The following is a 14,162-nucleotide window of genomic DNA, read 5'->3' on the forward strand; positions in this document are numbered from 1 at the left end:
ACACTTACTCAACCCGTTATTTTATTCGATGCAGTCCTTCAAAGCTTACCTCCCCGACGAATCCGCGACCGCCGCACTGGGCGCGGCCCTGGCGCGCGCGCTGCGGCCCGGCCTGGTGATCTACCTGCACGGCGACCTCGGCGCCGGCAAGACGGCGCTCACCCGCGCCCTGATCCAGGCCGCGGGCCACGCCGGCACCGTCAAGAGCCCGACCTATACCTTGTCGGAACCCTACCGCGTGACGGTCGATGGGGAAGCGCTCAACGTGATCCATTACGACCTGTACCGGATGTCGAGCCCGGAAGAGTTCCTGGATGCGGGTTTTCGCGAGGATTTCGACGGCAAGAACGTCTGCATCGTCGAATGGCCCGAGAAGGGCGAACCCGTGTTGCCGCCACCCGACGTCCGTGTGATGCTCGAGGTCAGCGGACACGGCCGTGAGGTAGAATTGAAGCCGTTGTCCCAATTAGGCCTGCTATGCCTCGACCGTCTCGCCTACTCCCCGTCCTGACCTCCGGTTCTCCGCGCCGCCGCACCCTGCTCAAGGCGGGCGGCACGCTGCTGCTGTCCGTGATGTCGCCATTGCCGGCAAGCGCCGCCCAGATCCTGGCCGTGCGTGTCTGGCCCGCGCCCGACTACACCCGCGTCACCCTCGAAAACGACAGCAACCTCAAGGCCGAGCACTTCCTGGTGCCCGACCCGCCGCGGCTGGTCGTGGACATCGAGGGCCTGGGTCTGAGCAGCACCCTGAAAAGCCTGGTCGCCAAGGTCGAGGCGAACGACCCCTATATCAAGCAGGTACGCGTCGGCCAGAATCGCCCGAACGTGGTGCGCCTTGTGTTCGACCTGAAAGAAGAGGTCAAGCCGCAGGTGTTCACGCTCGAACCGGTGGCCGGCTACCAGCACCGCCTGATCTTCGACCTCTACCCCACCCGTCCGGTCGACCCGATCGCGGCCATGATCGAAAAAGGCGAGTGGACCGTGGACGGCACGCCCGCCGCCCCTACCGCCAGCACGGCGGTCAGCGCCAACCCTGCCTCGCCACTGCCGGCGCCCCCGCCGGCCCAGACCGAAGCCGGACCGGACGCCATCGCCAAGCTCGAGGCGGAAATGTCGGCCCTGGGCGGCACCCCGCCGCCGCAGGCGGTGCAGCCGACACCCGCGCGCAGCCACCCGAAGGCGGCGCAACTGCCGCAAAAGGTGGTGCGCATGGTCACGATCGCGCTCGACCCCGGCCACGGTGGCGAAGACCCGGGCGCCATCGGCGCGACCGGCGCCTACGAAAAGGACATCGTGCTGGCCGTGGCCAAGCGCCTGAAGGCCAAGCTGGAACAGCTGCCCAATACCCGCGTCATGCTCACCCGCGACGGCGACTATTTCGTGCCGCTCGGCCAGCGCGTGCAAAAGGCGCGCAAGGTGCAGGCCGACCTGTTCGTGTCGATCCATGCCGATGCTTTTGTTTCGCCCACCGCGCGCGGCTCCTCGGTGTTCGTGCTGTCGGAAAAAGGCGCCAGCTCGAGCGCGGCGCGCTGGCTGGCCAACGACCAGAACAAGGCCGACCTGATCGGCGGCACCAACGTCGCGACCCAGGACAAGCTGCTCGCCAGCGTGCTGTTCGACTTGTCGACCACGGCCCAGATCAACGACAGCCTCAAGCTCGGCAAGGCCGTGCTGCGCGAGATCGGCGGCATCAACCGGCTGCACAAGAACGCGGTCGAGCAGGCCGGGTTCGCGGTGCTCAAGGCCCCGGACATCCCGTCGATCCTGGTCGAAACCGCCTTCATCTCGAACCGCGAGGAAGAAGCCAGGCTGCGCGACGACGGCTACCAGAACCAGCTGGCCGAGGCCATCGCGAACGGCATCAAACGCTATTTCGCCGATAATCCGCCCATGGCCAAGAGCCGCCTGACCTGACCGGAGCCCGACATGACCCTCGCCATCCACACGACCTTCGGGCAGCTGCCCGCGATCCGCCTGAGCGCCCCGGATGGCGCCGAAGCCACCGTGACGCCGTATGGCGCCCACCTGGTGTCGTGGAAGGGCATGGACGGCAAGGAGCGCCTGTTCTGCAGCGCGAAGTCGGCGCTGGACGGCAGCCGCGCGATCCGCGGCGGCGTGCCGGTGATCTTCCCCCAGTTCGCCGAGCAAGGCAGCGGCATGCGCCACGGCTTCGCGCGCGTCTCGACCTGGCGGCTGGAAGACAGCGGCCTGGAAGACGGCGCCGCCTGGGCCAGCTTCGGCCTGGCGCTGGGCGACCTGCCCTCCACCCTCGCCGACGCCTGGCCGCACCAGTTCATGCTCTGCCTGCGCGTGGCGGTGCGCGAGAACACGCTCACGATGGAACTCACCGTGCGCAACCTGGGCGCCGCGCCCTTCCCTTTCGCGGCGGCGCTGCACACCTACCACCTGGTGCCGGACGTGTGCGAGGTCCGCATCGAAGGCGTGTCCTCGGACGAGATCTCGATGAACGAGAAGCTCGACAAGATCTACCCGGGCGTCGCGGGCCGTGCGGTCATGACGACGGGCGAAGGCAGCGTGAACATCGAGCAGACCGGCTTCACGGATGCTGTGGTGTGGAATCCGGGGCCGGTGGATGCGGCGGCGCTGTCGGACATGGACAATGACGAGTACCAGCGTTTTGTCTGCATCGAGCCGGCGCTGCTCGATCCGTTCATGCTGGAGCCGGGGGCGACGTGGACGGGAACGTATCGCGTCAGCTGAATGACGAAGCCCGGCGATGCCGGGCTTTTTCTTTGCCTTAATTCGATTCCTTGATCATCCGCCCATTACTCTGCTGCACCGGCCGTGCATTGAGCGGATACAGCCGCGAGAACAGCGCCATCTGCGCGGGCGACGCCTGCATCGGCTGCTTCATGACGATCCACAGCACGTCTTCGGTACACGGCGGCTCGGTCAGCGAACCCATGTAGGTAAAGTATTCGCGCTTTTCCGGCAGCGCCTCGTTCACGTCGAGCACGATCGAAGGCGACACCGACTGCTTCTTCTCCAGCGGCAGGTTGTTCCACACGGTCTGGATCAGCGAGTTCGCCTTGCCGCGTTCGAGCAGCACGGCCAGCACCAGCAGCTTGCCTTCGACGCTGCGGTGCACGAGGTGGATCACCATCTCGGTGCCCTTGCCGTTGATGCGCTCTTCCGACGGGCGGTGGAAGTGGAACTGCTGCAGCTCATAAGCCTGGTTGCCGACCGTGAGGAAGTTGCCGCCGCCGACCGTCACCTGGATGGTGTGGCCGTTGTCGATTTCGGAAAACGAACTCGGATGGTAGTCGAAGGCGATCTGCTCCAGGTCGACCTTCATGCCGTCGCGCAGGTCGATCGGCGACTGGCGGTTGCCGGTGCCGCACTTGGCCCAGGCCGTATTGATGTTCGACCAGTTGGCCGGCCCGTATTCGCCTTCATAGCTCCAGTGCGTGCCGTTCTTCGGCTTGGCGGCGACCGCGATCGCGGCTTCCGCTTCCTTGCGACGCCGGGCGTCCGCCGCGCGCTTGGCAACCGCTGCCTTGGCGGCGCGCGCCTGCTGCTGGGCGCGCAGTTCGGCCAGGCGCTCGGCGATACGCACCGACAGGTCGACTTCGGCCTGGTCTTCGCCGGCAGCGGCGGGCGCAGGTGCGGCAGCCGGCTTGGCGGCGGCGACCGTGGCGGCATCGGCGGCCGCGGCCAGGGCCTTGATGTCGGGCTTGATCGACGGCTTGCCTGCCGCCGGCTTGCCTTCGAGGATGGCCTTGACGGTCGCCGACCTGGCGTCAGGTTTCGGCGGTGTTGGAGCGGGGTCGCTCGCGCTTGCCGTGGCCATGACAAGGCTGCAAGCGAACAGGGCGATAAGGTGGCGCATGGGATTCCAGGAGTGTGCTGTCCTAATGCTTATCGGCAATTGGAGCGTGAAACTTGAGTGCGCAAAAGCAACAACGCCCCGAAATATCGGGGCGCTGGCAGGATGACAACGGGGCTTGCCAATGGATCAATCAGCGGCTCATTACGCGCCGGCCGAATTTGTACAGGCCGCCAATGGCCAGGGGCACGATCGCTGCCGACACGCCGACCAGCACGATTTCGGTCAGGTGGTCGCGCACGATCGGGATATTGCCGAAGAAGAAACCGGCCGTCACCAGGCTGGCCACCCACAGCACCGCACCGGTCACGTTGTACATCTGGAAGCGTGCATGGGTCATTTCCGACACGCCGGCCACGAAGGGCGCAAAGGTGCGCACCACCGGCACGAAGCGCGCCAGGATGATGGTCTTGCCGCCATGCTTTTCGAAGAAGTCGTGGGTCTTCTGCAAGGCATCCTTGTTGATCCAGCGGTAGTTATGCGTGAACACCCGGTGGCCGATGGCTTGCCCGATGTAATAGTTCAGGGTATTGCCCGTGATTGCTGCAATGATGAGCAGCGCCATCAGGAGCGGATAGCTCATCTGGCCGGTGGCGCAGAAGGCGCCGGCAATGAACAGCAAGGTGTCGCCGGGGAAGAAAAACAGGAGCACCAGGCCGGTTTCGCAAAACACGATCAGGAACAGCACGATGTAGACGTAGGTTCCGTACTGGGCCAGCAGCGTGCCCAGCGTCTTATCGACATGAAGAATCATGTCGAAGAATTGCATCAGATCCATAATTTTCCTAAAAGGTAGCGGCGAATCATACCATCACTCCGCTCCCCGGCAGCCCGGCGGGCGCAGCTCGCCGCAGGATATTTTCGCGGCCCATGCCTTTCCGTTCAGGCCACATTCCCGATTACAATCGTCGCACTTAAAACAACAATGCAATGGAGACCCGATGCGCCCTTCCATCACTGTCCTGCGCCTGGCCACGCTGGCGCTGCTGGCGTCCGGCGGCGTCCACGCCGCTCCCGCCAGGGAACTACCGCCCAAACCCTCGCTGGCCGACGTCGTCAAGGCCTCCAGGCCGGCCGACTGGCGTGCGCTCGACCCGGAAAACACGCTCTACATGGAGCTGCCGACCGGCCGCGTGATCCTCGAGCTGGCGCCGAATTTTGCGCCGGCCACCGCCGCCAACATCCGCGCGCTGGTGCGCGAAAACTACTTCGACGGCCTGTTCATCATCCGCTCGCAGGATGGCTTCGTGGTGCAGTGGGGCGACCCCGACGAAGACAACCCGAAGCCGTTCAAGGCTCCGAAGACGGTGAAAGCCGAGTTCACCGCGCCGATCAAGCGCGCCGGCAGCTTCACCCGCCTGAAGGACGGCGACGTCTACGCGCCCCAGGTCGGCCACGTAAACGGCTTCCCGGCCGCGCGCGACCCGGCTACGGGCCAGACCTGGATGGTCCATTGCCCGGCCATGGTCGGCGTGGCGCGCGACAACGATGCCGATACCGGCAACGGTTCGCAGCTCTACGTCGTCACCGGCCACGCGCCGCGCCAGCTCGACCGCAACATCACCGTGGTGGGGCGCGTCGTCTCCGGCATGCCGCTGCTGTCGGTGCAGCCGCGCGGCACCGGCGCCTCGGGTTTCTACGAGAAACCCGAACAGCGCATGCCGATCAAGGCGGTGCGTATCGCGGCCGACGTTCCTGAAGCCGAGCGCAGCAAGTTTGAAGTGATGCGCACCGAGAGCGCCACCTACCAGGCGGCGGTCGACGCCCAGCGCAACCGCGGCGGCCCGTGGACCAAAGTCGCGGCCGGCAAGATCGACCTGTGCAGTGCGCCGATCCCGGTGCGCGAGCAGAAATAAGCACGTGGGGCGGGATATAATCCGGGCATGAACGCGCCCGTCCCCACCACCCGCCCGATCCAGCAGCTGCCCGACCAGCTCATCTCCCAGATAGCCGCCGGCGAGGTCGTCGAGCGGCCCTCTGCGGTGGTCAAGGAGCTGCTCGAGAACGCGTTGGATGCCGGCTCCACGCAAATCACCGTGCGCCTCGAAGAAGGCGGCGTCAAGCGCATCGCCATCACCGACAACGGCCGCGGCATCCCGCCGGAACAGCTGCCGCTGGCGCTGGCGCGCCACGCCACCTCCAAAATCTCGTCGCTGTCCGACCTGGAAAACGTCGGCACCCTGGGTTTCCGCGGCGAGGCGCTGGCCTCGATTGCCTCGGTCGCCGCGGTGCGCATCACCTCGCGCACGCCCGACGCCGCCCACGCCTTCGAGATCGTCGGCTCGCACGAGGGTACGGTGGCCCCATCGTCGGGCGCCTTCGGCACCACCATCGACGTGCAGGACCTGTATTTCAATACGCCCGCACGCCGCAAGTTCCTGAAATCCGAGCAGACCGAATACGGCCACTGCGCCGAAGTCGTGCGCCGCATCGCCCTGTCACGCCCGGACGTCTCGTTCAGCCTGACCCACAACGGCCGCACCATCGACCACTGGAACGTGAGCGAAGCGGCCAAGCGCAGCGCCCAGATCCTCGGCAACGACTTCGCCGAAGCGCGGCTGGAACTGAGCGAAGGCGCCGGCCCCCTGCGCCTGTACGGCTATGTGGGCCTGCCGACCGCCTCGAAAGCGCGCGCCGATGGCCAGTTCTTCTACGTGAACGGGCGTTTCGTGCGCGACAAGCTGCTGGTGCACGCGGTGCGCGCGGCCTACCTGGACGTGCTGCACGGCGACCGCTTTCCGTCCTACGTGCTGTCGCTCGACCTCGATCCGGCGCTGGTCGACGTGAACGTGCACCCTTCCAAAATCGAAGTGCGCTTCCGCGACGGCCGCGCGGTGCACCAGTTCGTGTTCCACGCGGTGCAGCGCACGCTGGCGCAAACCTCCGCCACCGCGCACGGCAGCGCGCCGGCGCCGGTGTCCGCGGCCGAATTCGGCTCGATGCGGCCGACCGGCACGCCGGCCTGGGCGCCGCGTCCGCACGAGCAGACCTCCTTCGGCTCCCAGCTGACCTCGACCTTCTCGCCCTCGCCTTATCTACCCGGCAGCCGCTGGGACGAAGCACGGCCCCAGGGGGCGAACGGCGGCGTGGCGCAAAGCACCGAGGCTTACGGCGCGCTGTTCGCAGGCGAGTCCACCAGGGCTGCCGCGCCAATGGCCGTGCCCTTCTCGGGCTCGGAGCGTCCGCTCACGAACGAGGACTTCCCGCTCGGCTTCGCGCTGGCCCAGCTGCACGGCATCTACATCCTGGCCCAGAACACCAAGGGCCTGGTGCTGGTGGACATGCATGCGGCGCACGAGCGCATCCTGTACGAGCAGATCAAGAACGCACTCGACGCGCGCGCCGAGGGTGAAGAGCTGCAGGTGCAGCAGATGCTGATCCCGGTGACCTTCTACGCCGACGCGGTCGAGGTGGCGACCGCGCAAGACCATGCGGAGACGCTCAAGACGCTCGGCTTCGATATCGCCGCGCTGTCGCCGACCACGCTGGCGGTGCGCACCGTGCCGACCATCCTGCGCAATGCCGACGCCCAGACGCTGGCGCGCGACGTGCTGCGCGACGTGCGCGAATACGGCGGCTCACGCGTGCTGATCGAGCGCCGCAACGAGCTGCTCGGCACCCTCGCCTGCCACACCGCGGTGCGCGCCAACCGCGTGCTCTCTAACCAGGAAATGAACGCCCTGCTGCGCCAGATGGAAATCACCGAACGCTCCGACCAGTGCAACCACGGCCGCCCGACCTGGGTCCAGCTCGAGATCAACGCGCTCGACAAGCTGTTCCTGCGCGGTCAATGATGGTGGCGCCTGTCAAACCAATGGCGGTGGCCATCATGGGCCCGACCGCGTCGGGCAAGACCGCGGCCGCGCTGGCGATCGCGCAGACACGCCCCGTGGAAATCATTTCGGTGGATTCGGCCCTGGTCTACCGCGAGATGGACATCGGCACCGCCAAGCCCTCGCCTGAGGAACTGGCGAGCGTCCCGCACCACCTGATCGACATCATCGACCCGCTCGACGCGTATTCGGTCATGCAGTTCAGGACCGATACCCTCCGCTTGGTCAGCGAGATCAGCGCGCGCGGCGCCCTGCCCCTGCTGGTGGGCGGCACCATGATGTACTTTAAAGGCCTCACCGACAGCCTGGACGACCTGCCGACGGCCGATGCGGCGGTGCGCGCCGCCATCGAGCTCGAAGCTTCCACGATCGGCTGGCCCGGCATGCACGCGAAGCTGCGCGCGCTCGATCCGGTCACCGCCGACCGGCTGGCCCCGAACGACGCCCAGCGCATCAACCGCGCGCTCGAGATCATCGAGCTGACCGGCAAGCCGATGTCCGAACTGCTGGGCAAGCGCGCGAAGCCCGAGCTGCCTTTCGAGCTGGTGTCGTTCGCTTTGGAGCCATCGGACCGCGCGGTGCTGCACCAGCGGATTGCGCTGCGCTTCGACCAGATGCTGGGCACGCGCGACGACGAAGGACTGGTGGCGGAAGTGGCGCGCCTGCGTGCACGGGGCGACCTGACGCCGCAACTCCCCTCGATGCGCTGCGTCGGCTACCGCCAGGCCTGGGACTACCTCGATGGCACGATCGACCGCGCCGGGCTGCGCGAGCTGGGCATCATCGCGACGCGCCAGCTGGCCAAGCGCCAGCTCACCTGGCTGCGCGCGATGCCGGACCGGATCGTGTTAGACTGCCTCGGTAGTGATCCAACGCAGGCCATGCTGGAGCAGCTTCATAGCTTGGAAAAATGACATCGCTCCGAGAATTTTTGTTGCGATGCGGCGTCCAGCCTTGACAGGCCGCGCCCCAGCTTGGATAATGCCTGCCGTTGCGGTGATATAGCTCAGTTGGTTAGAGCACAGCACTCATAATGCTGGGGTCGGTGGTTCAAGTCCACCTATCACCACCAAGAATTCCGCACAGATGGCTTGGCTCGCTGAGGGTCAAGCCATTTTGTTTTACCCCTTTCGGTGATATAGCTCAGTTGGTTAGAGCACAGCACTCATAATGCTGGGGTCGGTGGTTCAAGTCCACCTATCACCACCAGACAAAGATACGGCCCGGTTCTCGCGAACCGGGCCGTTTTCTTTTTGCCGTTCCCTACTTGTTACGCTGCCCGAACACTGCAAGTTCTCCATCGATCCACGTGTCGAGCTGACCTTCACTTCCATCCCACGGGAATTCGATCACTTGTTCTTTCGTCGAACTCTGCGCAAGCTTGATGCGTACTTTTCCCTCCGGACCGGCCTGGGAAGCCCGCAAGATCCTGACCTTCCCTTTCCATAGCGAGTACCGCTTAGGGCGCGATTTGATCTCATCGAAGACTCGTGCATACCTGTCTTGGACATGTTCAAGGAAGTCTTCGAGGTCGGGCATTGCCTGCTTTTCGTCCTTGTCGATTTCAGACACGGCAACTGGGGCTGCGAGAATGGGGGCTACTTCGCGGCGAGGGCCTTTCCATGAACCGTTCAGCCCAATCCCATCATCGGCGTTGCACCCATACTCAAGGATATAGCGCATTTCAACTTCAAAAATATTCTGACCGTCGGGCACGTTACAAAGATAGCTTAGCGAAATCCTGTGGCCGGCCTCTACTGCATCAGCCAAGGCGTAGTGGACCCGACGGTAATTCTTCCCGTTCTTGTAGGGCTGTCCGCGGCGCAGCTTTTCAACATTCCGGGAGTAATGCTGGGTTGGGCGTTTTTCCCCACCGTTTGCTTTTCCAATATAACGACCCACCACCTGATCAGATCCATCACTGATTTCCCACATATAAATCAGGGGGGCTGTCGTATCGACAGTAGTCAATGACCGCGTGTAATCCATTTTGGCTCCATCATGTCGATATTGGTGCACGATACTTTACTGATTATTAGAGATCGCGGCAAAGATCCCGGCCATTCTATGCAAGGTGCCTACGTAAATGACAACGGCCCGGTTCTCGCGAACCGGGCCGTTTTCCTTTTTTGCTTAAACCTTAGTGCTTCTTGCCGCCACCTGAAATCTTGTTTTCGGTCGCCCAAGCGCGCCGCTTGGCTTCCTCTTTTGAGACGCCCTTCTTCTCGTAGCCCTTCTCGATGTGCTCGGCCTGGCGTTTCTGCTTGTCCGTATAGGACGACTTATCACCCTGAGGCATGATCGTTCTCCTTCCGACGGTTGAACATTGCCGGCACGGCGCCGGCGCATGATCGGGAGCCTACGCTTGCCTGAAAAGTTGTTACGTTAGCCACTTCACGCAAAACCGCGATCTACTCAGCCGTCGACCGGCGAATCTTCGTCCAACGCATAGTCACCGCGCGCCAGCCCTTCGAGTACCTCCCCGGCCTGCTGCAGGTATTCCGACGGCACCAGGATGCGCACGCCGCCCAGCGCAGGGGCGAGCAGCAGGTCGGTCTGCATCAGGTGCGCGTCGGCCAGCACCGCGGGAATGCCGGAAGCCACCAGGCAGCCCTGGGCCAGCGTGGCCTGCATCGGAATCAGGTATTTGGCGACGACGAACAAATCGCGGCCCGGGATCTGCTCGGCCTCCGGATTGGCCGCGAGCCAGGCATTCAGTGCGAATTCTTCCATTTGCGTCTCCTGGGTGATGACACGAGATGTGCGTTCACTGCAACAGCAGCGGCACCTGCGACAGCAGGTAGAGCGTGACGCCAATCAGGCCGCCGACGATCGTCCCGTTGATGCGGATGTACTGCAGGTCCTTGCCGATATTGAGTTCGATCTGCTCCGACATCTCGCGATCGTCCCACTGCTTGACGGTGTCGGCGATGTGGCGCGTCAGGTAGCCGGCGAGTTCCGGCGCCATGCCGCGCGCGGCGGCTTCCAGGTTGTCCTGCAGCGAGCGGCGCAGCTGCGGGTCCTCGGCCAGCACCTTGCCGACCCAGGCCCCGGTGGCGATCACGCGCTTGCGCAGGCTGGAATCCTCGCTGTGCAGGTCGTTCTTCAGCCAGCCCTTGAGTTCTTCCCACAGCGAGGCGAGGTAGCCGTTCAGGGTCTCGTCGCCCAGCAAATACGCCTTGATCTCTTCGGCCCTTCCGGCAAACGACGGGTCGTCTTTCAGGCGCTCGATGAATTCCTGGGTGAAGACGTCGAAGCGCTGGCGCAGCGGGTGATGCGGGTCGGCCGCCACTTTGTTCAGGATGCCGGAGGCGAGGCGCACGGCCAGGTCGGCGCCCTTGCGGCCGATGAGTTCCGAGGGCAGCATGCGCTCGATGAAAGCATAGTCTTCTTTCAACCAGTCGACGATGCCCTGCGAGATCGTGGCTTGCGTGTCCACGTTGTCGAGCAGGTGGGCGAGCTGGCTGATGCCTTCGTTGAGCAGTTCCTGGTGGCGCCCGTCGCGCGTCAGGCTTTCCAGGATGGTGCCGGCGGACTTCGACAGGTCGACGCTGTTCACCATCCCATGCACGGCGCGGCGGATGAAGCCCTGCACCGCGCTGTCTTCGATGAAGTCGAGCATGAAGGAGCCCACCCGCACCAGTTGCTGCCCCAGCAGCTCGGTGTTGGCCGGCTTGACCAGCCATTCGGCCACCTTCTGCACCGGGTCGTGGCGCCGGATCAGGGCGATGATCGACTCGGTGTCCAGGAATTTCTCGCGCACGAACAGCGCCAGATTGTCGGCGATGCGTTCCTTGTTCTTCGGGATGATTTCGGTGTGGCGCGAGACGATCGGGATCGGCACCCGCTTGAACAGCGCGACGACGGCGAACCAGTCGGCCAGCGCGCCGACCATGGCGGCTTCGGAAAAGGCGCGCAGCAGGCCGGTCCACCAGTTCTGCGGCAGGAACAGGGTCAATACAAACAGCAGGGCCGCGCCGGCGAAGAACGCGAGCGCGAGCTGTTTGGATTGCCGTAGTTCGGCTGCTTTGGTCATGGCTCCCTGGGTTTCGTAGGGTGGGCGGGTTTCCCGCCCGCGCGGTGATAGGTAGGGGCTCCGCTCTCATGCCGGATGATCGCGCTGCGAACAATCACCGCGCGGGCGGCGGAGCCGCCCACCCTACAATGCTATATGACTTCGCCAGCCCTCAGCGCTTCGATTGACTCTGCCGACAACCCCCAATCGGCCAGGATCGCGTCGCTGTCCTGCCCCGGGCTCGATGGCGGCACGGGCGTGCCTGGCGCGGTGCGGGAAAAGCGCGGTGCGGGCGCCGGCTGGCTGACGCCGTCGATGTCGACGAAGGTGCGGCGCGCGGCGTTGTGCGGGTGTTTCGGCGCCTCGGCCATGTCGAGCACCGGGGCGAAGCAGACGTCGGTGCCTTCCAGCAGCCGGCACCATTCGTCGCGCGTACGGGTGACGAACAGCGCGCCGAACTTCGCCTTCAAATCGGGCCAGTGGGCCTTGTTCCAGCGCTTGATGAACAGCGGGTCGTCCGCCTTGAGTAACGTCAGGAGCTGGGCGTAGAACTGCGGCTCGAGCGCCCCGATCGAGATGAACTTGCCATCGAGGCAGGCGTAGGTATCGTAGAAGGGCGCGCCGCCATCGAGCAGGTTCGCTTCGCGCGCGTCGCTCCAGCTGCCTGCACCGCGCAGGCCGTACATCATGGCGCCCAGCAGGGCCGCGCCGTCGGTCATGGCGGCGTCCACCACCTGCCCCTTGCCCGAGCTGCGCGCTTCCAGCACGGCGCAGACGACGCCGAAGGCGAGCATCATGGCGCCGCCGCCGAAGTCGCCGACAAGATTGAGCGGGGGTGCGGGCGGTGCACCAAGCCTGCCCATCGCATGCAGCATGCCCGACAACGCGACGTAGTTCAGGTCATGCCCGGCCGCCTGCGCCAGCGGTCCGGTCTGGCCCCAGCCCGTCACGCGGCCGTACACCAGCTTCGGATTGCGCTCCAGGCAGGCCTCCGGCCCCAGGCCGAGGCGTTCCATGACGCCGGGACGGAAGCCTTCCAGCAGCACGTCGGCCTGCGAAACGAGCTGCAACACGGTGACGCGGCCGGCCGCCTTCTTGAGGTCGACCGCCAGCGAGCGGCGCCCGCGCGCCATCACGTCGTGGCGCGTGCCGAGCACCGGATAGGGGCTCTCCTCGCCTGCCTTGGCCTTGCGGTCGATGCGGATCACCTCCGCGCCCATGTCCGCCAACATCATCGCGGCGAAGGGACACGGGCCGATGCCCACCATCTCGACGACCCGCACGCCTGCCAATGGTCCTGTCATTCCGATCTCCTTGCCGTCATAGCGAACGGGCGATGATCTCTTTCATGATCTCATTGGCGCCCCCATAGATGCGCTGCACGCGCGCGTCGACATACATCTGGGCGATCGGGTATTCCAGCATGTAGCCGTAGCCGCCGAACAGCTGCACGCACTGGTCCACGACCTTGCATTGCAGGTCCGAGATCCAGTACTTGGCCATCGAGGCGCGCACGGTGTCCATGCGCCCCGCAAGCATGTCTTCGATGCAGCGGTCGATGAAGATGCGGGCGATGGTCGCCTCGGTCTTGATCTCGGCCAGCACGAAACGGGTGTTCTGCATGTCGATCAGGGCCTGGCCGAAAGCCTTGCGCTCGCGCGTGTGCTCGATGGTCAGCTGCAGCGCGCGCTCGATGGCCGCCACGCCGCACACGCCCAGGATGGTGCGCTCGTAGGGCAGCTCGGTCATCAGCTGGGCGAAGCCCTTGCCTTCTTCGCCGCCCAGCACGTTCGCCAGCGGCACGTGGGCGTCGTCGAAGAACAGCTCGCAGGTGTCCTGCCCTTTTTGCCCGACCTTTTCCAGGATGCGGCCGACACGGAAGCCCGGGTTGTCCTTCGCTTCCAGCAGCAGCAGCGACACGCCTTTCGAGCCTGCCGCCGGGTCGGTCTTGGCTACCACCAGGATCAGGTCGGCCATGAAGCCGTTCGAGATGAAGGTCTTGGACCCGCTCACGCGGTAGCCGTCTTGTCCGCGCACGGCCGTGGTGCGGATGCCCTTCAGGTCGGAGCCGGCGCCCGGTTCGCTCATGGCGATGGCCGCGATCATCTCGCCGCTGGCCAGGCGCGGCAGGTATGTTGCCTTTTGCTCTTCGGTGCCCTGGTTCAGCAGGTAGTGCGCGACGATGGCGTGCACGTGGATGCCGAAGGAGGTGTCGCCGCCGTAAGACAGCTCTTCGAACACCACCGCCATATGGGCGAAGCTGCCGCCGGCGCCGCCGTATTCTTCCGGGATGTCGGCCAGCAGCAGGCCCATCTCGCCCGCCTTCGTCCACAGCTCGCGGTCGACGTGCTGCTGCTTGCGCCAGGCTTCCTGGTGCGGGGTGATTTCGCCGGCCACGAAGCGGCGCACCGCATCACGGAAGGCCTGCAATTCCTCGTTCATCCACGGGGATGTCATGTCCATTGCC

The 14,162-nt window shown here is 65.1% G+C and carries 14 protein-coding genes and 2 tRNA genes; 8 read left to right on the forward strand and 8 right to left on the reverse strand.

From position 1 onward, the window contains the following. Positions 1 to 28 precede the first annotated feature (28 nt). Genes tsaE through AC56LR_RS00970 form a run of 3 tightly spaced genes read left to right on the forward strand, consistent with a single transcriptional unit; the run spans position 29 to position 2,721 of the window. Positions 29 to 511, forward strand: coding sequence for a tRNA (adenosine(37)-N6)-threonylcarbamoyltransferase complex ATPase subunit type 1 TsaE (tsaE, locus tag AC56LR_RS00960; RefSeq protein ID WP_497126446.1), 483 nt, complete (start codon positions 29 to 31; stop codon positions 509 to 511). Beyond that, positions 478 to 1,914, forward strand: coding sequence for an N-acetylmuramoyl-L-alanine amidase (locus tag AC56LR_RS00965; RefSeq protein WP_497126448.1), 1,437 nt, complete (start codon positions 478 to 480; stop codon positions 1,912 to 1,914). Before tsaE ends, AC56LR_RS00965 begins: the two co-directional genes overlap by 34 nt. Positions 1,915 to 1,926: 12 nt before the next feature. Continuing rightward, positions 1,927 to 2,721, forward strand: a complete 795-nt coding sequence (locus tag AC56LR_RS00970) for an aldose epimerase family protein (RefSeq protein ID WP_497126450.1) — start codon at positions 1,927 to 1,929, stop codon at positions 2,719 to 2,721. 37 nt (positions 2,722 to 2,758) lie between these two features. On the opposite strand, the gene AC56LR_RS00975 is transcribed toward AC56LR_RS00970, so the two are convergent. Both AC56LR_RS00975 and AC56LR_RS00980 read right to left on the reverse strand, forming a co-directional pair. Beyond that, positions 2,759 to 3,850 carry a carbonic anhydrase gene (locus AC56LR_RS00975; RefSeq protein WP_497126452.1) on the reverse strand — a complete coding sequence of 364 codons (1,092 nt, stop codon included), beginning with the start codon at positions 3,848 to 3,850 and terminating at the stop codon, positions 2,759 to 2,761. A gap of 130 nt (positions 3,851 to 3,980) precedes the next feature. Beyond that, a complete protein-coding gene (locus AC56LR_RS00980) occupies positions 3,981 to 4,625 on the reverse strand; it encodes a VTT domain-containing protein (RefSeq protein WP_497126454.1) in 645 nt (214 codons plus the stop codon). A 163-nt stretch (positions 4,626 to 4,788) separates the two neighbouring features. On the opposite strand from AC56LR_RS00980, the gene AC56LR_RS00985 reads away from it, so the two are divergent. The 5 genes from AC56LR_RS00985 to AC56LR_RS01005 all read left to right on the forward strand — a co-directional run bounded on the left by AC56LR_RS00985 (position 4,789) and on the right by AC56LR_RS01005 (position 8,889). Beyond that, the gene (locus tag AC56LR_RS00985; RefSeq protein ID WP_497126456.1) at positions 4,789 to 5,703 is read left to right on the forward strand and encodes a peptidylprolyl isomerase; all 915 of its coding nucleotides are present in this window, start codon (positions 4,789 to 4,791) and stop codon (positions 5,701 to 5,703) included. A 27-nt stretch (positions 5,704 to 5,730) separates the two neighbouring features. Further along, a complete protein-coding gene (mutL, locus tag AC56LR_RS00990; RefSeq protein WP_497126458.1) occupies positions 5,731 to 7,641 on the forward strand; it encodes a DNA mismatch repair endonuclease MutL in 1,911 nt (636 codons plus the stop codon). After that, a complete protein-coding gene (gene miaA / locus AC56LR_RS00995; RefSeq protein ID WP_497126460.1) occupies positions 7,638 to 8,594 on the forward strand; it encodes a tRNA (adenosine(37)-N6)-dimethylallyltransferase MiaA in 957 nt (318 codons plus the stop codon). The genes mutL and miaA overlap by 4 nt, the downstream gene beginning before the upstream one ends. An 81-nt stretch (positions 8,595 to 8,675) precedes the next feature. Further along, a tRNA-Met gene (locus tag AC56LR_RS01000) sits at positions 8,676 to 8,752 on the forward strand. Between the two features lie 60 nt (positions 8,753 to 8,812). After that, positions 8,813 to 8,889 (forward strand) — tRNA-Met (locus AC56LR_RS01005). 54 nt (positions 8,890 to 8,943) lie between these two features. On the opposite strand, the gene AC56LR_RS01010 is transcribed toward AC56LR_RS01005, so the two are convergent. The 6 genes from AC56LR_RS01010 to AC56LR_RS01035 all read right to left on the reverse strand — a co-directional run bounded on the left by AC56LR_RS01010 (position 8,944) and on the right by AC56LR_RS01035 (position 14,158). Next, on the reverse strand, positions 8,944 to 9,669 hold the full coding sequence (locus tag AC56LR_RS01010) for a hypothetical protein (RefSeq protein ID WP_497126462.1): 726 nt from the start codon (positions 9,667 to 9,669) through the stop codon (positions 8,944 to 8,946). 151 nt (positions 9,670 to 9,820) lie between these two features. Then, the gene (locus AC56LR_RS01015) at positions 9,821 to 9,979 is read right to left on the reverse strand and encodes a hypothetical protein (protein WP_497126464.1); all 159 of its coding nucleotides are present in this window, start codon (positions 9,977 to 9,979) and stop codon (positions 9,821 to 9,823) included. Positions 9,980 to 10,095: 116 nt separating this feature from the next. Then, positions 10,096 to 10,413 carry a putative signal transducing protein gene (locus AC56LR_RS01020; RefSeq protein ID WP_497126466.1) on the reverse strand — a complete coding sequence of 106 codons (318 nt, stop codon included), beginning with the start codon at positions 10,411 to 10,413 and terminating at the stop codon, positions 10,096 to 10,098. 34 nt (positions 10,414 to 10,447) lie between these two features. Beyond that, on the reverse strand, positions 10,448 to 11,716 hold the full coding sequence (locus AC56LR_RS01025; protein ID WP_497126468.1) for a DUF445 domain-containing protein: 1,269 nt from the start codon (positions 11,714 to 11,716) through the stop codon (positions 10,448 to 10,450). Between the two features lie 131 nt (positions 11,717 to 11,847). Then, a complete protein-coding gene (locus tag AC56LR_RS01030) occupies positions 11,848 to 12,999 on the reverse strand; it encodes a CaiB/BaiF CoA transferase family protein (protein ID WP_497126470.1) in 1,152 nt (383 codons plus the stop codon). 16 nt (positions 13,000 to 13,015) lie between these two features. Next, positions 13,016 to 14,158, reverse strand: coding sequence for an acyl-CoA dehydrogenase family protein (locus AC56LR_RS01035; RefSeq protein WP_497126472.1), 1,143 nt, complete (start codon positions 14,156 to 14,158; stop codon positions 13,016 to 13,018). Positions 14,159 to 14,162: the final 4 nt, after the last annotated feature.

Source organism: Telluria sp. ZT3P39, from assembly GCF_059685935.1.